At 42.3% G+C, this 15,447-nt stretch carries 10 protein-coding genes and 13 tRNA genes; 11 read left to right on the top strand and 12 right to left on the bottom strand.

Features of this window, described 5'->3' with window-relative positions:
• From L1D50_RS11140 to arcA, 3 genes are all read left to right on the top strand, one after another.
• A partial coding sequence (locus L1D50_RS11140; RefSeq protein WP_239966053.1) for an ATP-binding protein occupies positions 1 to 1,119 on the top strand: 1,119 nt, incomplete at its 5' end.
• Positions 1,119 to 1,640, top strand: coding sequence for a YfiR family protein (locus L1D50_RS11145; RefSeq protein ID WP_128726812.1), 522 nt, complete (start codon positions 1,119 to 1,121; stop codon positions 1,638 to 1,640). The genes L1D50_RS11140 and L1D50_RS11145, both read left to right, overlap by 1 nt.
• Positions 1,641 to 1,747: 107 nt before the next feature.
• The gene (arcA, locus tag L1D50_RS11150; protein ID WP_099642313.1) at positions 1,748 to 2,467 is read left to right on the top strand and encodes a two-component system response regulator ArcA; all 720 of its coding nucleotides are present in this window, start codon (positions 1,748 to 1,750) and stop codon (positions 2,465 to 2,467) included.
• 6 nt (positions 2,468 to 2,473) lie between these two features.
• On the opposite strand, the gene arcB is transcribed toward arcA, so the two are convergent.
• Positions 2,474 to 4,795 (bottom strand): aerobic respiration two-component sensor histidine kinase ArcB, encoded by a 2,322-nt coding sequence (arcB, locus tag L1D50_RS11155; protein WP_128726813.1) that lies wholly within the window; start codon positions 4,793 to 4,795, stop codon positions 2,474 to 2,476.
• 321 nt (positions 4,796 to 5,116) lie between these two features.
• Here arcB and folE2 point away from each other — a divergent pair, with 321 nt between their 5' ends.
• Complete coding sequence (folE2, locus tag L1D50_RS11160) at positions 5,117 to 6,037, top strand: GTP cyclohydrolase FolE2 (protein ID WP_239966054.1); 921 nt, start codon at positions 5,117 to 5,119, stop codon at positions 6,035 to 6,037.
• Positions 6,038 to 6,157: 120 nt separating this feature from the next.
• Here the strand turns inward: folE2 and L1D50_RS11165 are convergent, their stop codons facing one another.
• The 8 genes from L1D50_RS11165 to L1D50_RS11200 all read right to left on the bottom strand — a co-directional run bounded on the left by L1D50_RS11165 (position 6,158) and on the right by L1D50_RS11200 (position 9,069).
• Positions 6,158 to 7,747: a PAS domain-containing methyl-accepting chemotaxis protein gene (locus tag L1D50_RS11165; protein WP_239966055.1), complete on the bottom strand. Its 1,590-nt coding sequence runs from the start codon at positions 7,745 to 7,747 to the stop codon at positions 6,158 to 6,160.
• Positions 7,748 to 8,020: 273 nt separating this feature from the next.
• A tRNA-Glu gene (locus L1D50_RS11170) sits at positions 8,021 to 8,096 on the bottom strand.
• A 69-nt stretch (positions 8,097 to 8,165) separates the two neighbouring features.
• Positions 8,166 to 8,246 (bottom strand) — tRNA-Glu (locus L1D50_RS11175).
• A 69-nt stretch (positions 8,247 to 8,315) separates the two neighbouring features.
• Positions 8,316 to 8,391 (bottom strand) — tRNA-Glu (locus L1D50_RS11180).
• Between the two features lie 69 nt (positions 8,392 to 8,460).
• A tRNA-Glu gene (locus L1D50_RS11185) sits at positions 8,461 to 8,536 on the bottom strand.
• A 69-nt stretch (positions 8,537 to 8,605) separates the two neighbouring features.
• Positions 8,606 to 8,681: transfer RNA gene (locus L1D50_RS11190), tRNA-Glu, on the bottom strand.
• A gap of 161 nt (positions 8,682 to 8,842) precedes the next feature.
• Positions 8,843 to 8,918, bottom strand: a tRNA-Glu gene (locus L1D50_RS11195).
• 75 nt (positions 8,919 to 8,993) lie between these two features.
• Positions 8,994 to 9,069 (bottom strand) — tRNA-Ala (locus tag L1D50_RS11200).
• A 511-nt stretch (positions 9,070 to 9,580) separates the two neighbouring features.
• Between L1D50_RS11200 and L1D50_RS11205 the strand changes: the two genes are divergently transcribed.
• The 7 genes from L1D50_RS11205 to L1D50_RS11235 all read left to right on the top strand — a co-directional run bounded on the left by L1D50_RS11205 (position 9,581) and on the right by L1D50_RS11235 (position 12,434).
• Positions 9,581 to 9,656, top strand: a tRNA-Val gene (locus tag L1D50_RS11205).
• A gap of 36 nt (positions 9,657 to 9,692) precedes the next feature.
• Positions 9,693 to 9,768, top strand: a tRNA-Val gene (locus tag L1D50_RS11210).
• A 65-nt stretch (positions 9,769 to 9,833) separates the two neighbouring features.
• A tRNA-Val gene (locus L1D50_RS11215) sits at positions 9,834 to 9,909 on the top strand.
• Positions 9,910 to 10,067: 158 nt separating this feature from the next.
• Positions 10,068 to 10,143: transfer RNA gene (locus L1D50_RS11220), tRNA-Val, on the top strand.
• Between the two features lie 65 nt (positions 10,144 to 10,208).
• A tRNA-Val gene (locus L1D50_RS11225) sits at positions 10,209 to 10,284 on the top strand.
• 65 nt (positions 10,285 to 10,349) lie between these two features.
• A tRNA-Val gene (locus tag L1D50_RS11230) sits at positions 10,350 to 10,425 on the top strand.
• Between the two features lie 377 nt (positions 10,426 to 10,802).
• On the top strand, positions 10,803 to 12,434 hold the full coding sequence (locus tag L1D50_RS11235; protein ID WP_128725309.1) for a response regulator: 1,632 nt from the start codon (positions 10,803 to 10,805) through the stop codon (positions 12,432 to 12,434).
• 23 nt (positions 12,435 to 12,457) lie between these two features.
• Here the strand turns inward: L1D50_RS11235 and msrB are convergent, their stop codons facing one another.
• Genes msrB through ligA form a run of 3 tightly spaced genes read right to left on the bottom strand, consistent with a single transcriptional unit; the run spans position 12,458 to position 15,435 of the window.
• Positions 12,458 to 12,898, bottom strand: coding sequence for a peptide-methionine (R)-S-oxide reductase MsrB (gene msrB / locus L1D50_RS11240; RefSeq protein WP_128725310.1), 441 nt, complete (start codon positions 12,896 to 12,898; stop codon positions 12,458 to 12,460).
• Position 12,899: 1 nt separating this feature from the next.
• Positions 12,900 to 13,412 carry a DUF2919 domain-containing protein gene (locus tag L1D50_RS11245; RefSeq protein ID WP_045990300.1) on the bottom strand — a complete coding sequence of 171 codons (513 nt, stop codon included), beginning with the start codon at positions 13,410 to 13,412 and terminating at the stop codon, positions 12,900 to 12,902.
• A 4-nt stretch (positions 13,413 to 13,416) separates the two neighbouring features.
• Positions 13,417 to 15,435, bottom strand: a complete 2,019-nt coding sequence (gene ligA / locus L1D50_RS11250) for an NAD-dependent DNA ligase LigA (protein WP_239966056.1) — start codon at positions 15,433 to 15,435, stop codon at positions 13,417 to 13,419.
• Positions 15,436 to 15,447 lie beyond the last annotated feature (12 nt).

Raw genomic sequence — 15,447 nt, forward strand, 5'->3', positions numbered from 1 at the left:
CTGGTAGATATTGCACTCACCTTATTTGTCCTTGTTCTTGTTCTACTCGTATCTAGGGGGATCCAAAAACGCATCGCTACGCCAATTGAAGAACTTTCCTCACTACTGCAGGACGTTTCCAAAAATCATAATTATAGTGCCAGAGCGCCAGGTAGTAATATCTCAGAATTAAATGTACTGGCCAATAACTTAAATATTATGCTTGCGCGCACCGAAAACCAACTTGAGCGTCATAAAGCCGATAAGCAAGAAATAAAACAACTAAATCAGAGCTTAGAAGAAAAAGTGAATCAGCGCACGATTGCGCTACGAGAAGCCAATCAAGAATTACTAAACGCTTTAGAGCGAATGCATCAATACCAAAACCAAATCATTGAGAACGAAAAAATGGCCTCGCTGGGGCAAATGGTCGCAGGCGTTGCCCACGAGGTAAATACACCTATAGGTTTAGGGATCACAGGCTCAACATTGTTAAGAGATAAATTATCTGACATTAGAGAGGCTTTTCAAAATAAATCATTAACCTCAAAACAACTAGAGCGTTTTGTTAGTGATGGTATCGAAAATCTTGATCTCATCTACCGAAACCTAAATCGAGCAGCAGAGCTTGTTTCAAGCTTTAAACGACTGGCGGTAAGCCAAGATCTTGAAGTTAACTCTAAAATTGATTTATCGAACTTGATTACGGAAGTCGTTGCTTCAATGCGTGCAGACCTAGCGGCCAAAAACCCCGAAGTTACTATTGATTGCGACACAGGACTTGCAATTAATAGCAAAGCAGGCCCCTTACAGCAAGTTTTAGAACAATTGATTACAAACTCCCTGCTTCATGCTTTTAAAGATCAGATAAATAACACAATTTTTATTGCAGTCAGACAAAGCCTCGACCAACTCGTAATAGAATATACAGATAACGGCATGGGTGTGCCTAAAGCCATTAAAAAACGTATTTTTGACCCGTTCGTGACAACTCGACGCGGTGAAGGAGGCAGTGGCCTTGGTATGCATCTAGTCTATAATTTGGTTACTCAAGCACTTGGGGGCTCAATCACTTTGGATGAGGAGTTTAGCCAAGGCGCTAAGTTTATTATCACTCTCCCACTCTCAGGGAGCTTGTAATGAAACTAACGAGCTTAGCCTTGTTGCTTATTTTTATGCCTTTTATCGTTAATGCAAAATCACCGGATCAGGTTCGTTCAGCGTTTCTCTATCAAATGGCTAAATTTATCGAGTTTCCAGAAGAAGAAACAAAAAATAGCATTCAGTTTTGCTTTTATTCCATGGACTCAGGACCCGCATCTAACCTAAAAAGCGCAACAAATCTAAGCATTCGAAACAAGCCTATAGAGTTGCTTGAAGCGAAAAAAACATGGACTTACAGGGAACTTTCCAGCGCTTGTGATATCACATACATTGATGAAACAAATGAAACTGATATACTGTCCGCTTGGACCGATACAATAGAGTCAAACATGTTGACCGTGGGCGAAAGTATTGAGTTTTTAGAAAGAGGCGGGATTGCTTCTTTGGTCCAAGAAGGGAGCAAAATTCGACTGTATATAAATAAGCAAGCACTAGAAAAACAGTACTTCATCGTGCGCTCAAGGCTGCTTGCCGTATCCAAGTTTCATCCCAACTGATTTTACTTGTTAACAATTGGATAAGCTCCTATAATCGTAAATATTCGGATTTATTATATAAGTCCGGACACATTGTAAATTATATATTCCGAAAAGGTTAATTAATAATGCAAACGCCAGTCATTCTAATTGTAGAGGATGAAGACGTAACTCGACTGAACCTCGTTAGTTTATTTGAAGCGGAAGGTTACAAAGTAATCGAAGCCATTGATGGCGACGATATGCATGACAAGCTGACATCGAATGATGATGTAAACCTTGTAATCATGGATATCAACCTTCCTGGTAAAAATGGTTTAATCTTGGCACGTGAACTACGCCAGAAGAAAAACATCGGCCTTATTTTCTTAACAGGTCGTGACAATGATGTTGACCGCATTCTAGGTCTTGAGATTGGTGCTGATGATTACATCACAAAACCATTCAATCCACGTGAACTAACGATCCGTGCTCGCAACCTTATTTCTCGTACTGGCACTTCAGCAGAAGAGTCAACAATAGATAGCAACGGCGTTATTACTTTTAATGGTTGGGAATTAGATGAGAACAGTCGTTGTTTAACATCTCCAACTGGCGATTCAAAGCGCCTACCTAAAGGTGAATATCGTGCACTTCGTCTAATGTTAGATTCTCCAGGTCGTATTTTCAGCCGTGAACAACTTATCAAGCATATGACAGGCCGTGAACTTCGCGCGAATGACCGTACTGTTGACGTTACTATCCGTCGCATTCGTAAGCATTTCGAAACAGACAATAACACGCCAGAATTGATCAGCACAATTCACGGTGAAGGTTATCGTTTCATCGGTAAAATCGACGCTCAATAATCTCTTTTACTGATCTTCAGCGAGTTTTGCAATTAATGGATGAAGGGCCTTTTGCCCTTCTTCTATTTTTGCCTCTAACTCAGATATCCAATCCAACAGTATCTCTTTCTCTTTTCCATCTGACTCTAATTCCATTTTCTTTGCTTGTAATTGAGCTAATTGCAATCCTACTGAGCCAGCAGCCCCTTTAACTTTGTGCGCAACCGCAGCATATTCCTCGATATCAGTTTGAGCAACGGCGACTCTAAGCTCTTCGCAATATTTTGGGTTAAGTTTGGCAAATAAATCACAGCTTCTTTGGAACGCAGCAGCCCCCATCGACTCTACAAAATCGCAAATCGTCTCGATATCTAAATCCGCGTATTCAGGTTGAGAAAGCGCATCACGGATATCGATACTTTGCTTATTCTTCTGAGCTTCAATACCAAATAACTCCGCAAGCATCTTATCAAGTTTTGTTGTGTTTATAGGCTTGGCTAAGGCACCTTGGACATTAATCCCTTCTAGCTCTTGTTCAGCGCTTCTCACATTGGCAGTTAGAGCAACAATGGGTAGGTGATCAAAGTGGCTATCCGCTCTTACTTGGCGTGCGACTACGTCGCCATTAATATCTGGTAGCTGCATATCCAATAGAATAAGGTCTAAGTCATCCTCTGTCTCAACAAACGAGAGTGCATCCTCACCGGTTTCGGCCCAAATTACCTCGTGCCCTCTTTGCTCTAACAAGTTCGTTGCAATTTCTGCGTTAAGTGGTACATCTTCAACAAGCAAGATGTAGAGGCTTCTCCCTGCGTAGCTTTGTTCCTTTGGAGCTGTGCACAGCTGTAGCGGGATCTCAACATCAAAGCGACTACCTTTGCCTTGTTGACTTTGTACTGCAATCGTACCTTTCATGGCTTGAACTAGCGCCTTGGTTACTGCGAGTCCAATCCCGGAACCAATCGCATTACTTCCTGACGCATCAGGGGCTTTATAATACATCTCAAAAATTCGTTCTAGTTGTTCCACGGGTATCCCCATTCCCGTATCAATAACGCTAATTGTGAGCCAAGGACCATCCTCTCTATTCTCGCGACGGCATTCCAACGTTACATTGCCTCTGTGGGTAAATTTCACCGCATTATTAATTAAATTCCATAAAATCTGGCGAAGACGCGTAGGGTCAAGCAAAGCATAGACATCCAACAAGCCTGACCGATTTATCGTAAACTCCAGTCCTTTTTGATCGGCAATTAAACCTGCAAAGTTTACAACATCATTAATAAAGTCCGACACATTAATACTGTCGGTGGCAATATCTAGTTGTTCGCGGTCAATCTTATCGAGGTCAATAATGTCGTTAAAAATATTGCCAAGCGTCTCTGCACTTGAAAATACAGTATTACACCAGCTTTTTTGTTGAGCCGTTAGCTCAGTATCTAACATCATGCGTGTTAAACCGACAATGCCATTAAGTGGAGTACGTAATTCATGGCTTAAGGTAGCAATGAACTTACCTTTATCCTTATATGCCGTTTCCAGAGCTTGTTCAGCTTCTTTACGGCTAGTAATATCACGACCAAACGCCAATAGACCAATATACTCTCCATTATCATTAATAAATGGCAGTTTACGCATTTCAAACCATCGAGGCTCGCCTTCAACGGGGTATTCAACATCGAGAGTTAGGGGTTGTTGTGTCTTCGAAACCTGCTGATCCGTTTCAAGTACTTTAGGCAAATATTGGGTGGAGTAAATTTGCTCCACAGACTTGCCAATTAGCTCTTCACTGCTCTTCCCCATCACCATTTCAAACATTTTATTACAGCCCGCGAATACGCCGTTTTCATCACGGTAATAAAATAAGTCTGGTGAGGAGTCAACAATACTGCGTAATAACATTCCTTGTTGTGCTAACTCTAGCTGCGTCTTTTTACGTTCAGCGATTTCTTTTCTTAATTCATCAATCGCTCGGTGTTTGGCATGCAGGGCTATCTTTCGTTCATCAATTTCACTGTTTAAGCGATTAATGTTGTCCTTTAACGTTTGATTCAGCATTTTTTCCTGTTGGGTTGCAGAGTCTAGGTATGCTTTAGAAGAGTGAACCTCTCGCATCGCTGCGACTGAAATCATAATTAAGGCAGGAGAAATTACTGCGGTTAAGAAAAATAGCGCAGCAATATTTACAAGGTCAACTACGCCTAAGGCGACATAATAAAACATGCAAGATAGAATAACTGCAACAAAGAGCGTAAACGCATAAGCGATGGCGAATGCCCGCTTGTTACCATATTTCTCTACCAAGTTTGATAAAATTCGAGCCCACGAGCCAAACGAATTTTCTGTCATATTAATACTTCACCATTGTTAAACACTTGTCAGGCAAGTTTATGTGCTACCGCTTGAGCCTGTTAGAATTGCTTTTCAAGCCCTCAAAGTAAATATTATACAAAAGCCCTAGTAATAAGCGAGTATAGAAATTGCGGAGCCTCAACATTCACTCTATTACATGCACACTAAGCAAAGCGGTAGACAACAGTAATGAGACTCTGTATCTCTAAATGCACAAATCCGCTAATTTAGCGTGGATAGATTTAAGCGCACCATCCCAACTTAATCGGATTTCGTGTAATATGCCCGTTTTTTATGTTGTGAGAAAAGAGAGCGTCGATGCAAAATAACATGCCAGACATTGCGCACAGTGCTAGTGCGTTACAAACAGGAACTTTAGACTGGGTAGGCATGGGTAATATAGAGCTACCTTTAGTATTAGAAAGTAAAGGCCTAAATCAAGTTACTGTTACAGCCAAAGCCGATGCATTTGTTAATTTGCAAAAAGAAGACGCTAAAGGCATTCATATGTCACGCCTTTTTCTTGCTCTTGACACTCTTTCTTGTGAGCAAGTACTTACACCAAAAACTTTAAAACAGTTGTTAGATAACTTTTTAAGTACGCATAGCGACTTAAGTACAGGCGCAAAAGTTACACTGCAGTTTGAGTTGCCAATCAGGCGCCCTTCACTTTTAAGTAAAAAGATGGGGTGGAAATCGTACCCAATTACCCTTGATGCAACTTTGATAAATGGTAGTTACAAACTCGAGCTAGCGCTTGACGTTGCTTACTCGTCGACTTGCCCCTGTTCAGCAGCTCTGTCTCGTCAACTTATCCAAAACGCTTTTCAGCAAGCTTTTGATGGTAAACAATTAGATTTCCATAGCGTACATGACTGGCTAGGTAGCACAGAAGGTATCGTTGCAACACCTCATTCCCAGCGCTCAATTGCAAATATAAAAGTTAAGCTTACTAATAATAGTACTGAGTTTGAGATTTTAGATCTGATCGAGTTGGTTGAAAATGAGCTAAAAACTCCAGTTCAAGCCGCAGTTAAACGAGAAGATGAACAAGAATTTGCGCGCCTCAACGGCCAAAACCTAATGTTTTGTGAAGATGCTGCGAGGAAGTTAAAAGCATTACTAAACCAGCAAACTTATTTAGATTTCTACGTGAAAATCAACCATTACGAATCTCTTCACGCCCATGATGCTGTGGCTTATGCCGTGAAAGGAGTTGAAGACGGCTACCGCGTTTAATTATAGCAATTGGTATTAGGTCCGCTCAGTTAACTACAATTATTAATCAGAGCTAAATAGCTCTGATTAGCCTCCCCCATAAACAACCCTGTCGGTACTGTATTACTTTCAATCGCCTATTCAACGGTGAGCACTGTTTAATTTTCGAATAAACTGCTCAACAAGTACCTCTTGGTTTTCTAAAGCCTGCTCTGTGTTTCTCATCGTTTCATGCGTTTTACGCGCGCTTTTCATAGATTCATCCGCAAGACCTGAAATTGTCACAGCATTAGCATTTAGCTCATTAGAAACACTCGACATCTCTTCTGCCGATGTCGCAATTTGATAGTTCAACCCTGATATTTCATTTACAATTGTATTGATTGTTTCAAGGCTCGCTTTAGTGCCCTCAGCCTTTACAACACATTCCGAAGAGCGCTCTACTCCACTTTGAATAGCTGAGACAGCTCTTTCTGCTCGTTGCCTCAGATCGGCAATAATGCTATTAATTTCGGCTGTCGAATCTTGCGTCCTTTGCGCAAGCGCTCTTACCTCATCAGCAACAACCGCAAACCCCCTACCCTGCTCACCAGCCCGTGCAGCCTCTATAGCGGCATTTAATGCGAGTAAATTAGTTTGCTCGGAGATCCCACGGATCACGTCGACAACCCCTTCAATGTTAACTGTTTGCGTATTAAGATCTTCTATATCTTTTTGCGTGCGCGATAGCTCTTCCGATAAGGCATAATTATTCTCCATATTGTCATCAACGGCTTTGTTGCCTTTAACAACGGACTCAAGCGCAGCTTCGGATTGCTGCGCTGCATTGTTAGTATTAGAAGCTATTTCACCAATCGACACTGACATCTGATTAATAGCCGTTGCTAAAGAGCCGGTTTGCGCTTGCTGTCGATTTAAAATATCAGAACTCGTTTTGCATTCTTGCATCGTTTTGGTTGCGTACTCAGAAACTGTGGCACTAGCATCTTTAACACGCCCAAGCACAGCCCGAAGCTCAGATTCTCTAGCGAGTAAAGCAAGCTCAATAGATGCAACATCATTAACCTTATTAAGATACACTTTTTGCATCAGAGGGTTATTGTATACCTTCTTTGCTTTTTCACTGAGAGACCGCACTGGAGCAAGGCGAGAGTAAGTAGTAAATAAAACAACAAGAGTAAGCAGTGTTTCAGCGAGGTAATTCCAAGGTGGTGATAAAGTTGAAATCAGCATGGTTAAGGCATAGAAAACAAGGATTATTGCCATCATTTGAGCTGACAAAGACCAAGAGGCTCGAGTAAATTTACTTGGTGACACACCGTTATTTAAATCAGTGTAGATTTCCTCTGCACGGTTAACGACCTCCCGGCTTGGCTTTGTCCTCACCGATTGATATTCGACAGTCTTACCTGCAGCATCTTTAATAGGAGTGACAAAAGCATTCACCCAATATTGATCGCCATTCTTGCAGCGGTTTTTAACCATTCCCATCCAAGGTTTGCCCGCTTCGATATAATCCCATAAGTTCTTGAAAGCGGCTTTAGGCATTGTTGGGTGCCGAACGATATTATGGGGCTTCCCCTCTAATTCACTAAGTGAAAACCCTGCAACCTCACAAAACTGTGAATTTGCATACTTTATCTGACCTTTTACATTTGTCGTTGAAAGTAGATTGTAAGAACTTGGATAATCGTACTCTTTTCCTGTGTGATCAGCTCTACCTTTTGCCATAGCTCGCTCTCGATTAAAAAGGGCAATAAATTATTACTTTCCTAAAAATCGTAAGAAATTTCACTGGAAGGCCGGATTGAAGCATAGTGAAACATGATTTGATACCAACTTACTTAGTTAATTGCTCTATTTTGAAGAAGCAAGTACTAAGACAAGTTTGTATGAATATTTAACGAACAACAGAAAGTTAATATAAAAGCTAGCAGAGTTCTGAGCTTAAACAACTAAGAGAAGCAGAAATGAATATGATGAGAATAGAAAATGAAAAGTGAGTGGCGTCCCCTAGGGGATTCGAACCCCTGTTACCGCCGTGAAAGGGCGGTGTCCTAGGCCTCTAGACGAAGGGGACACAGATGTGTCACTAGGACTTTATTTAGCTGTTTATACTCTTGCTAACCGAGTTACCTACCAAAGTAAGTGGCGTCCCCTAGGGGATTCGAACCCCTGTTACCGCCGTGAAAGGGCGGTGTCCTAGGCCTCTAGACGAGACGAAGGGGACACAGATGTGTCACTAGGACTTTATTTAGCTGTTTATACTCTTGCTAACCGAGTTACCTACCAAAGTAAGTGGCGTCCCCTAGGGGATTCGAACCCCTGTTACCGCCGTGAAAGGGCGGTGTCCTAGGCCTCTAGACGAAGGGGACACAGATGTGTCACTAGGACTTTATTTAGCTGTTTATTCTCTTGCTAACCGAGTTACCTACCAAAGTAAGTGGCGTCCCCTAGGGGATTCGAACCCCTGTTACCGCCGTGAAAGGGCGGTGTCCTAGGCCTCTAGACGAAGGGGACACAGATGTGTCACTAGAACTTTATTTAGCTGTTTATTCTCTTGCTAACCGAGTTACCTACCAAAGTAAGTGGCGTCCCCTAGGGGATTCGAACCCCTGTTACCGCCGTGAAAGGGCGGTGTCCTAGGCCTCTAGACGAAGGGGACGCAGAAATTGTTTTGCAAATCATTGATTTGCAGTTTCTGCGTTAGATGAGACCGAGCCTGCGAGGCAAATGGCCTTATCAAAAACAGAAAGTTTTTCTGTGTCACTAGGACTTTATTTAGCTGTTTATTCTCTTGCTAACCGAGTTACCTACCAAAGTAAGTGGCGTCCCCTAGGGGATTCGAACCCCTGTTACCGCCGTGAAAGGGCGGTGTCCTAGGCCTCTAGACGAAGGGGACACAATAATAAACAACTTCGCACTCGAGGCGTTGCCATTTGAATTATGTACTAGGACATATGCACTAACGATAAATTGGTGGAGCTAGACGGGATCGAACCGTCGACCTCTTGCATGCCATGCAAGCGCTCTCCCAGCTGAGCTATAGCCCCATAATAGTCAGACCTGAACTGCTAGCCTGTATCGCTGAGTGCGGGGCGCATTCTATGCAGCAGCAAAAATAAAGTCAACAACTTTTATGAAAGTTTTTTCTAACTGATTCATTTTAAATCAAGAAGCGTAGAATATAACCAAACGCCTCCCGTTTGCAAGCCTAACACCTTGAATTGGATTATTTATTACACAATTTAAAACGCATAGTTATCGCACCTCAGCCTTTTTGTTTTAAATCCAATTAGGTCAGAGTGATTTATGGCTCTTTTCTTTTTCTGCATGTTATCCAATCCCGCGTTATAGCATGCAAAGCTCAGCAACTTATTTTCCCCAAAATAAGGTGGCTTTTGGATCAAACATACAAGACCACTCTCTCCCTTCTATAATGAAGAACTTAAAGCGTTGAGCATAAAAACATCACACAGTATAGTTTTTTAAAGTTAAGTGTTGACTCTTTTCAAACTAAACCTATAATACCGCCCCACAACGGCAGACGTTGTAATACAAGTTGGGTTGTTAGCTCAGTTGGGAGAGCATCGCCCTTACAAGGCGAGGGTCACTGGTTCAAGTCCAGTACAACCCACCATAACTCTGTTCAAGAGTATAAATTGAAACACAATTTGGGTTGTTAGCTCAGTTGGGAGAGCATCGCCCTTACAAGGCGAGGGTCACTGGTTCAAGTCCAGTACAACCCACCACTTCTACTCTTAGATTAGAATTGGACATTAAACTCGATTCAAGAGTATAAATTGAAACACAATTTGGGTTGTTAGCTCAGTTGGGAGAGCATCGCCCTTACAAGGCGAGGGTCACTGGTTCAAGTCCAGTACAACCCACCATTTTATTCTATTAGATAGAGTGGTCGATGCAAAGCATCGCACTAAGCCTGAACAAGGCAAGGTTCACTGGTTCAAGTCCAGTACAACCCACCACTTCTACTCTTAGATTAGAATTGGGCATTAAACTCGATTCAAGAGTATAAATTGAAACACAATTTGGGTTGTTAGCTCAGTTGGGAGAGCATCGCCCTTACAAGGCGAGGGTCACTGGTTCAAGTCCAGTACAACCCACCACTTCTACTCTTAGGTTAGAATTGGACAGTAAACTCGATTCAAGAGTATAAATTGAAACACAATTTGGGTTGTTAGCTCAGTTGGGAGAGCATCGCCCTTACAAGGCGAGGGTCACTGGTTCAAGTCCAGTACAACCCACCACTTCTTTTCTTAGATTAGAATTGGACAGTAAACTCGATTCAAGAGTATAAATTGAAACACAATTTGGGTTGTTAGCTCAGTTGGGAGAGCATCGCCCTTACAAGGCGAGGGTCACTGGTTCAAGTCCAGTACAACCCACCACTTTATTTTCTAGATAGAGTGGCCTATGCCTAAACAAGGCTAAGATCTCAGATTCAAATCCAGTATAAGAAACCACTTCACTTTCAGTACAATCGTTATTACTTTTTACATACTCAAAAACCACATCAAACTGAATAAACTTAAACCTGCCATAAAGTCCATAGAAACAACCTCGTTTTTCTCATTTATTAACTAATTAGTTACTCTTCTCAGCCTCCCAAATTTTTGTTATACCCTTAACTATTTTGCCGCTAACCTCAGTAAATAGTTGGAATAAGCTAAATAGACTAACCTACTAAAAATGAGTTAATTTTTGTTTTCAAAACTACACCTAAGTACTAGACTAGAAGCAAAGCCATTGCCTAAAAATTGTTTCTATGTCAGCTCCATCTATTCAAAATGCCAAAATGTTAATCGTTGAAGATCAACCATTAGCATTGAGCTATATGAAACAATCTTTAGAACAGTTAGATTTCAGAAATTTAAAATTTGCAGAGAGTGCAGACAGTGCAAAAGAGCTTTGTACCATCAATAAGTTTGATCTCATCGTATGCTCTTTTGGTTTAGCAAAAAAGCAAAATGGCTATCAATTTTATGAAGAATTACGCTCCAAACAGTTAATTCGCTCAAGTACCGCTTTTATTTTTATTTCTTCTGAAACTAGCCCCGAGTTAGTCCATAGTATTATCGAACTCCAGCCCGATGACTTTTTAGTTAAGCCCTTTTCAATAAAAGAACTACAAAACCGTATAGAACGAGTTTTAAAGCGTAAACAGGCATTAAGACACATAAACTTGCTTGTAGACGATAAAAACTACTCAAAGGCCTTAAAAGCGCTAGATTTAGAACTAGATAACAAAGATCATAACTACACTTCCCTACTTCTAAAGCTAAAAGGAGAACTTCTACTCAGGCTCAATCAATTAGAGGAAGCAAAGTCTTTTTACAAATCGGTTTTGGCTCTGCAAAAGTTTACCTGGGCAAAGCTAGGCTTGGTCGAGGCGCTCATTACCAACAATGAAGATGTTATCGCTCAAAAGATGTTGAAAACTTTAATAGAGCGACCGGAAACTCGTCTTCCCGCGCTCGATTTATTGAGCAAACTCGAAATAAAGCTTAACCAATATGAGAATGCCCAACAATTGTTAGAGCAAGCAATTGAAATGGCGCCCAGAAATATAAATAGACAACAGTCACTTGGTCGAGTTGCGCAAATCAATCACGACTATGAGGCCAGCTATAAAGCACATAAAGATATAGCAAGTTTCGCGCGTTACTCGATCCATGACAAACCAGAGGTATATTTGAATGCAGCACGCGCTGGGATAGACTTTGCTCTGAGTACCGATCAATCAGACCAAGTCACTCGTCTCACAAGGCAAACGCAACAATACTTGAGTGATTTAAAACAGCAATTTCCAAATGCACAAACCCAAGCGCAAATCGATGTACTCAACGCCCGTGTCCATTATCTAAAAGATGAGCATAAAAAAGCGAAACAACTGCTCGAACAATTAGAAGATGAGCCCGTTATTCGCTCGGTAGATTCCACTTTAGACAAAGCAAAAGCACTACATGAAGTGGGATTAAACCACAAGGCTCAAGAGCTGTTTAGCCAAGTAATTGCACACTGTGAGCGCCACAACTCAAGCGCAGATCCCGTCACAATGCACTATCTATATCAGCAACAGCAAGAGAAAAAAGAGATCACCATGGGTCCTAGAGAGCTAAATAACCATGCGGTTACTCAGTTTAACAAAGGTCATTATGAAACCGCTTTAGAGGCATTCACTCAAGCGTTTAGAATTATGCCTAAAAACTCAGGGATAGCACTGAATTTGCTACAATGTATGAGTGATAGTTGCGCTAAGTCAGGGAGTACTTTTAATTCCAATTTAGCAAAGCGGTGTACTACCTTGCTAAATCAGTCTGAGTTGGACAGTGAACAGCAGATCCGCTTCGGTAAACTCAAAGCGAAACTAAGTGAAATGAAACTCGACTTTGAGTAATCGATTATTTTATCGCAATTGGGCTATTTCTTTTCCATTGCAAGAGCATTAACGCAATAACGCAGTCCACTTGGCTCAGGGCCATCAGGGAATACGTGACCTAAGTGGCTATCACACACGTTACAAGTGATTTCAACGCGCGTCATTCCATGGCTCTTATCGCTATGATAAGCCACCGCTTCCACTGCTGCAGGCTGTGTAAACGAGGGCCAACCAGAGCCACTATCAAACTTTTCTTCAGCATCAAATAACAACTCGCCACAGCATACGCAGTAGTATTTACCAGGTTCAAAAAGCTGACAACTTTGTGAACTAAACGGTCGCTCAGTCCCCTTTTTCCTAGTGATTATATAAGCTTCTGGAGCAAGTTCTGATTGCCATTGCTGGTCCGACTTTTCAACTCTGCGAGGAGCAACAGGATTACCATTTCTGGCAAAGTTTAGTATATCTAACCACTTTAACATCTCAATTCTCTCTCTTGTTTACTTCTGTCTTTTGCTCTTCAACAGGAAGTGGCCAATCACCAAAAAAGCAACTTAGATAGCGGCTTTTAATTAAATATAAAAGTACCCAACTCACCAACACAATTTGTACGGCAATATAAGGAGAAAAACTATAATGGGTTTTCCCAGCTTGCAGGATCAACCACGCTAAATCGAGTACCGCTGTTAATATAAGTGGCAAACGCATATAACGCCAGACGGCAGCGAGCTTTGGAGAGCTTGTTGGCCGCCTAAGAGAAAACACAACGGTTGGTATGAGCGCGATACAAGCGATCCCTGTCGCGACAAAAAAGTGAAACTTAGACTCAAAGAATAGTGACATCAAATCCAAGTCTGGGCGTCTTGCAAGCGCAGAAAACACCCAAATAAGTAGCGGGCGGAGCAACACGACCAGCGCTAAATTAAAAGCGATTGGCGTACGATAAACGCCATATTTATCCCAGTATTCAGGGCCGTATCGTGTTACTGATTTCATTTTACTACTCGTATTTGTTTAACAGTGCGATCAGCGCCTCTTCATCAAACACCTCAACACCTAACTCCTGTGCCTTAGTGAGCTTAGAGCCTGCTTTTTCGCCGGCATAAACCGCATCTGTATTTTTCGACACGCTACCTGCGACCTTAGCGCCAAGTGCTTGCAACCTCGCTTTAGCATCGTTGCGGTTCAGTTGGCTCAAGGTTCCAGTCAACACATAAGTTAGCCCAGCTAAAGGTTGTGCATCCTCTGACGGTGCAGCCACATCTTGCCAAGTTACACCCACTTCAATCAATGCAGTTACCACTTCTTGATTGTGCTGCTCGGCAAAAAAGCTATGAATATGCTGCGCAACAACAACACCAACATCACTTACTTGCTGTAGAGTATCAATGGAGGCGGCCATCACTTTTTCAAGCGTCAGGAAGTGATTTGCCAAGTTTTGTGCTGTCGCTTCCCCAACTTCTCTTATTCCAAGCGAATACAAAAATTTAGCTAACGTTGTTTGCTTTGCTTCTTCAAGCGCCGCAACCAAGTTTTTAGCAGACTTAGGCCCCATACGTTCAAGAGACTCAAAATGACCCTGCTTTAGAATAAACAGATCGGCAGGGGTTTTGATAAGCCCTCGCTCAACTAACTGCTCAACTATTTTGTCGCCAAGACCATCTATGTCGAGGGCCTTTCTCGATGCAAAGTGCTTAATTGCTTCTTTACGTTGTGCACGGCACACTAAACCGCCAGTACAACGCGCAACCGCTTCTCCTTCAACGCGTTCAACATGAGAATCACACACCGGGCAGGTATCTGGAAACTCAATCTCTTTGGCTTCATCTGGGCGCCTATCTAACACGACCTGAGTTACCTGAGGGATCACATCCCCAGCTCGGCGTACAATAACGGTATCACCAATCTTTACACCTAAACGCGCAATTTCATCACCATTATGAAGCGTGGCATTCGATACCGTAACACCACCAACAAAAACAGGCTCTAAACGTGCAACGGGCGTGATAGCCCCAGTACGGCCGACCTGAAACTCAACATCAAGCAGCTGAGTGATCTCTTCTTGTGCAGGGAACTTAAATGCAATCGCCCAGCGCGGCGCGCGAGCAACAAAACCAAGCTGCTCTTGCTGCGCTTTATCATTCACTTTGATCACAACGCCGTCAATTTCATAGGGAAGCTCAGCACGGCGCGTCATGATATCTTGATAATAAGCCAAAGCTTGCTGCGCATTATCGACAAGCTTTGTCTCAGGGCTCATTGGCAAGCCCCAACCTTGTAATTGCTGTAGCTGCGCATAATGTTCGTTGGCCAGCTCACCGCCTTCAACCAAGCCCATAGAATAAGCATAAAACATCAACGGACGCTTAGCGGTAATTTTCGAGTCTAATTGGCGCAGACTTCCCGCTGCCGCATTTCTTAGGTTTGCAAAGGTCTTATCACCTTTCGCTTGTGCCGTTTCATTTAGCTTAATGAAACCCGCAGTATCCATAAAGACTTCACCACGCACTTCTACTTCATGCGGAATATGTTCTCCACGTAGTTTCAGCGGAATATTGCGAATGGTTTTGACATTCTCAGTGATGTTTTCCCCAACTTGACCGTCTCCCCTTGTCGCCGCTTGAACCAGTACACCATCGCGATACAAAATAGATACGGCCAAGCCATCTAACTTTGGTTCACAGCAAAAAGTAACATCTTTACTTGTCAGTAGGCGCTCTTTTAAACGGCGATTAAATGCCGTAAATTCACTCTCGTCGAAGGCATTATCAAGCGACAACATAGGTACTCTGTGTGTTACTTGCTCAAACTTGCTAAGCGCTTCACCACCCACTTTCTGCGATGGGGAATCAGGACTTTGTAACTCAGGATGCTGCTGCTCAAGCGTCATCAACTGGCGCATCACACGATCATATTCCGCATCAGGCACACTTGGGTTATCTAAAACATAATATTGGTAATTGTAATCTTCGAGTTGCTGCCTAAGGGCTGCAACTTGGCTTTCAATGTTGTCTGACATTTAAACCTCTAA

It is taken from the genome of Pseudoalteromonas sp. Isolate6, from assembly GCF_022398435.1.
GTDB lineage: Bacteria > Pseudomonadota > Gammaproteobacteria > Enterobacterales > Alteromonadaceae > Pseudoalteromonas > Pseudoalteromonas galatheae.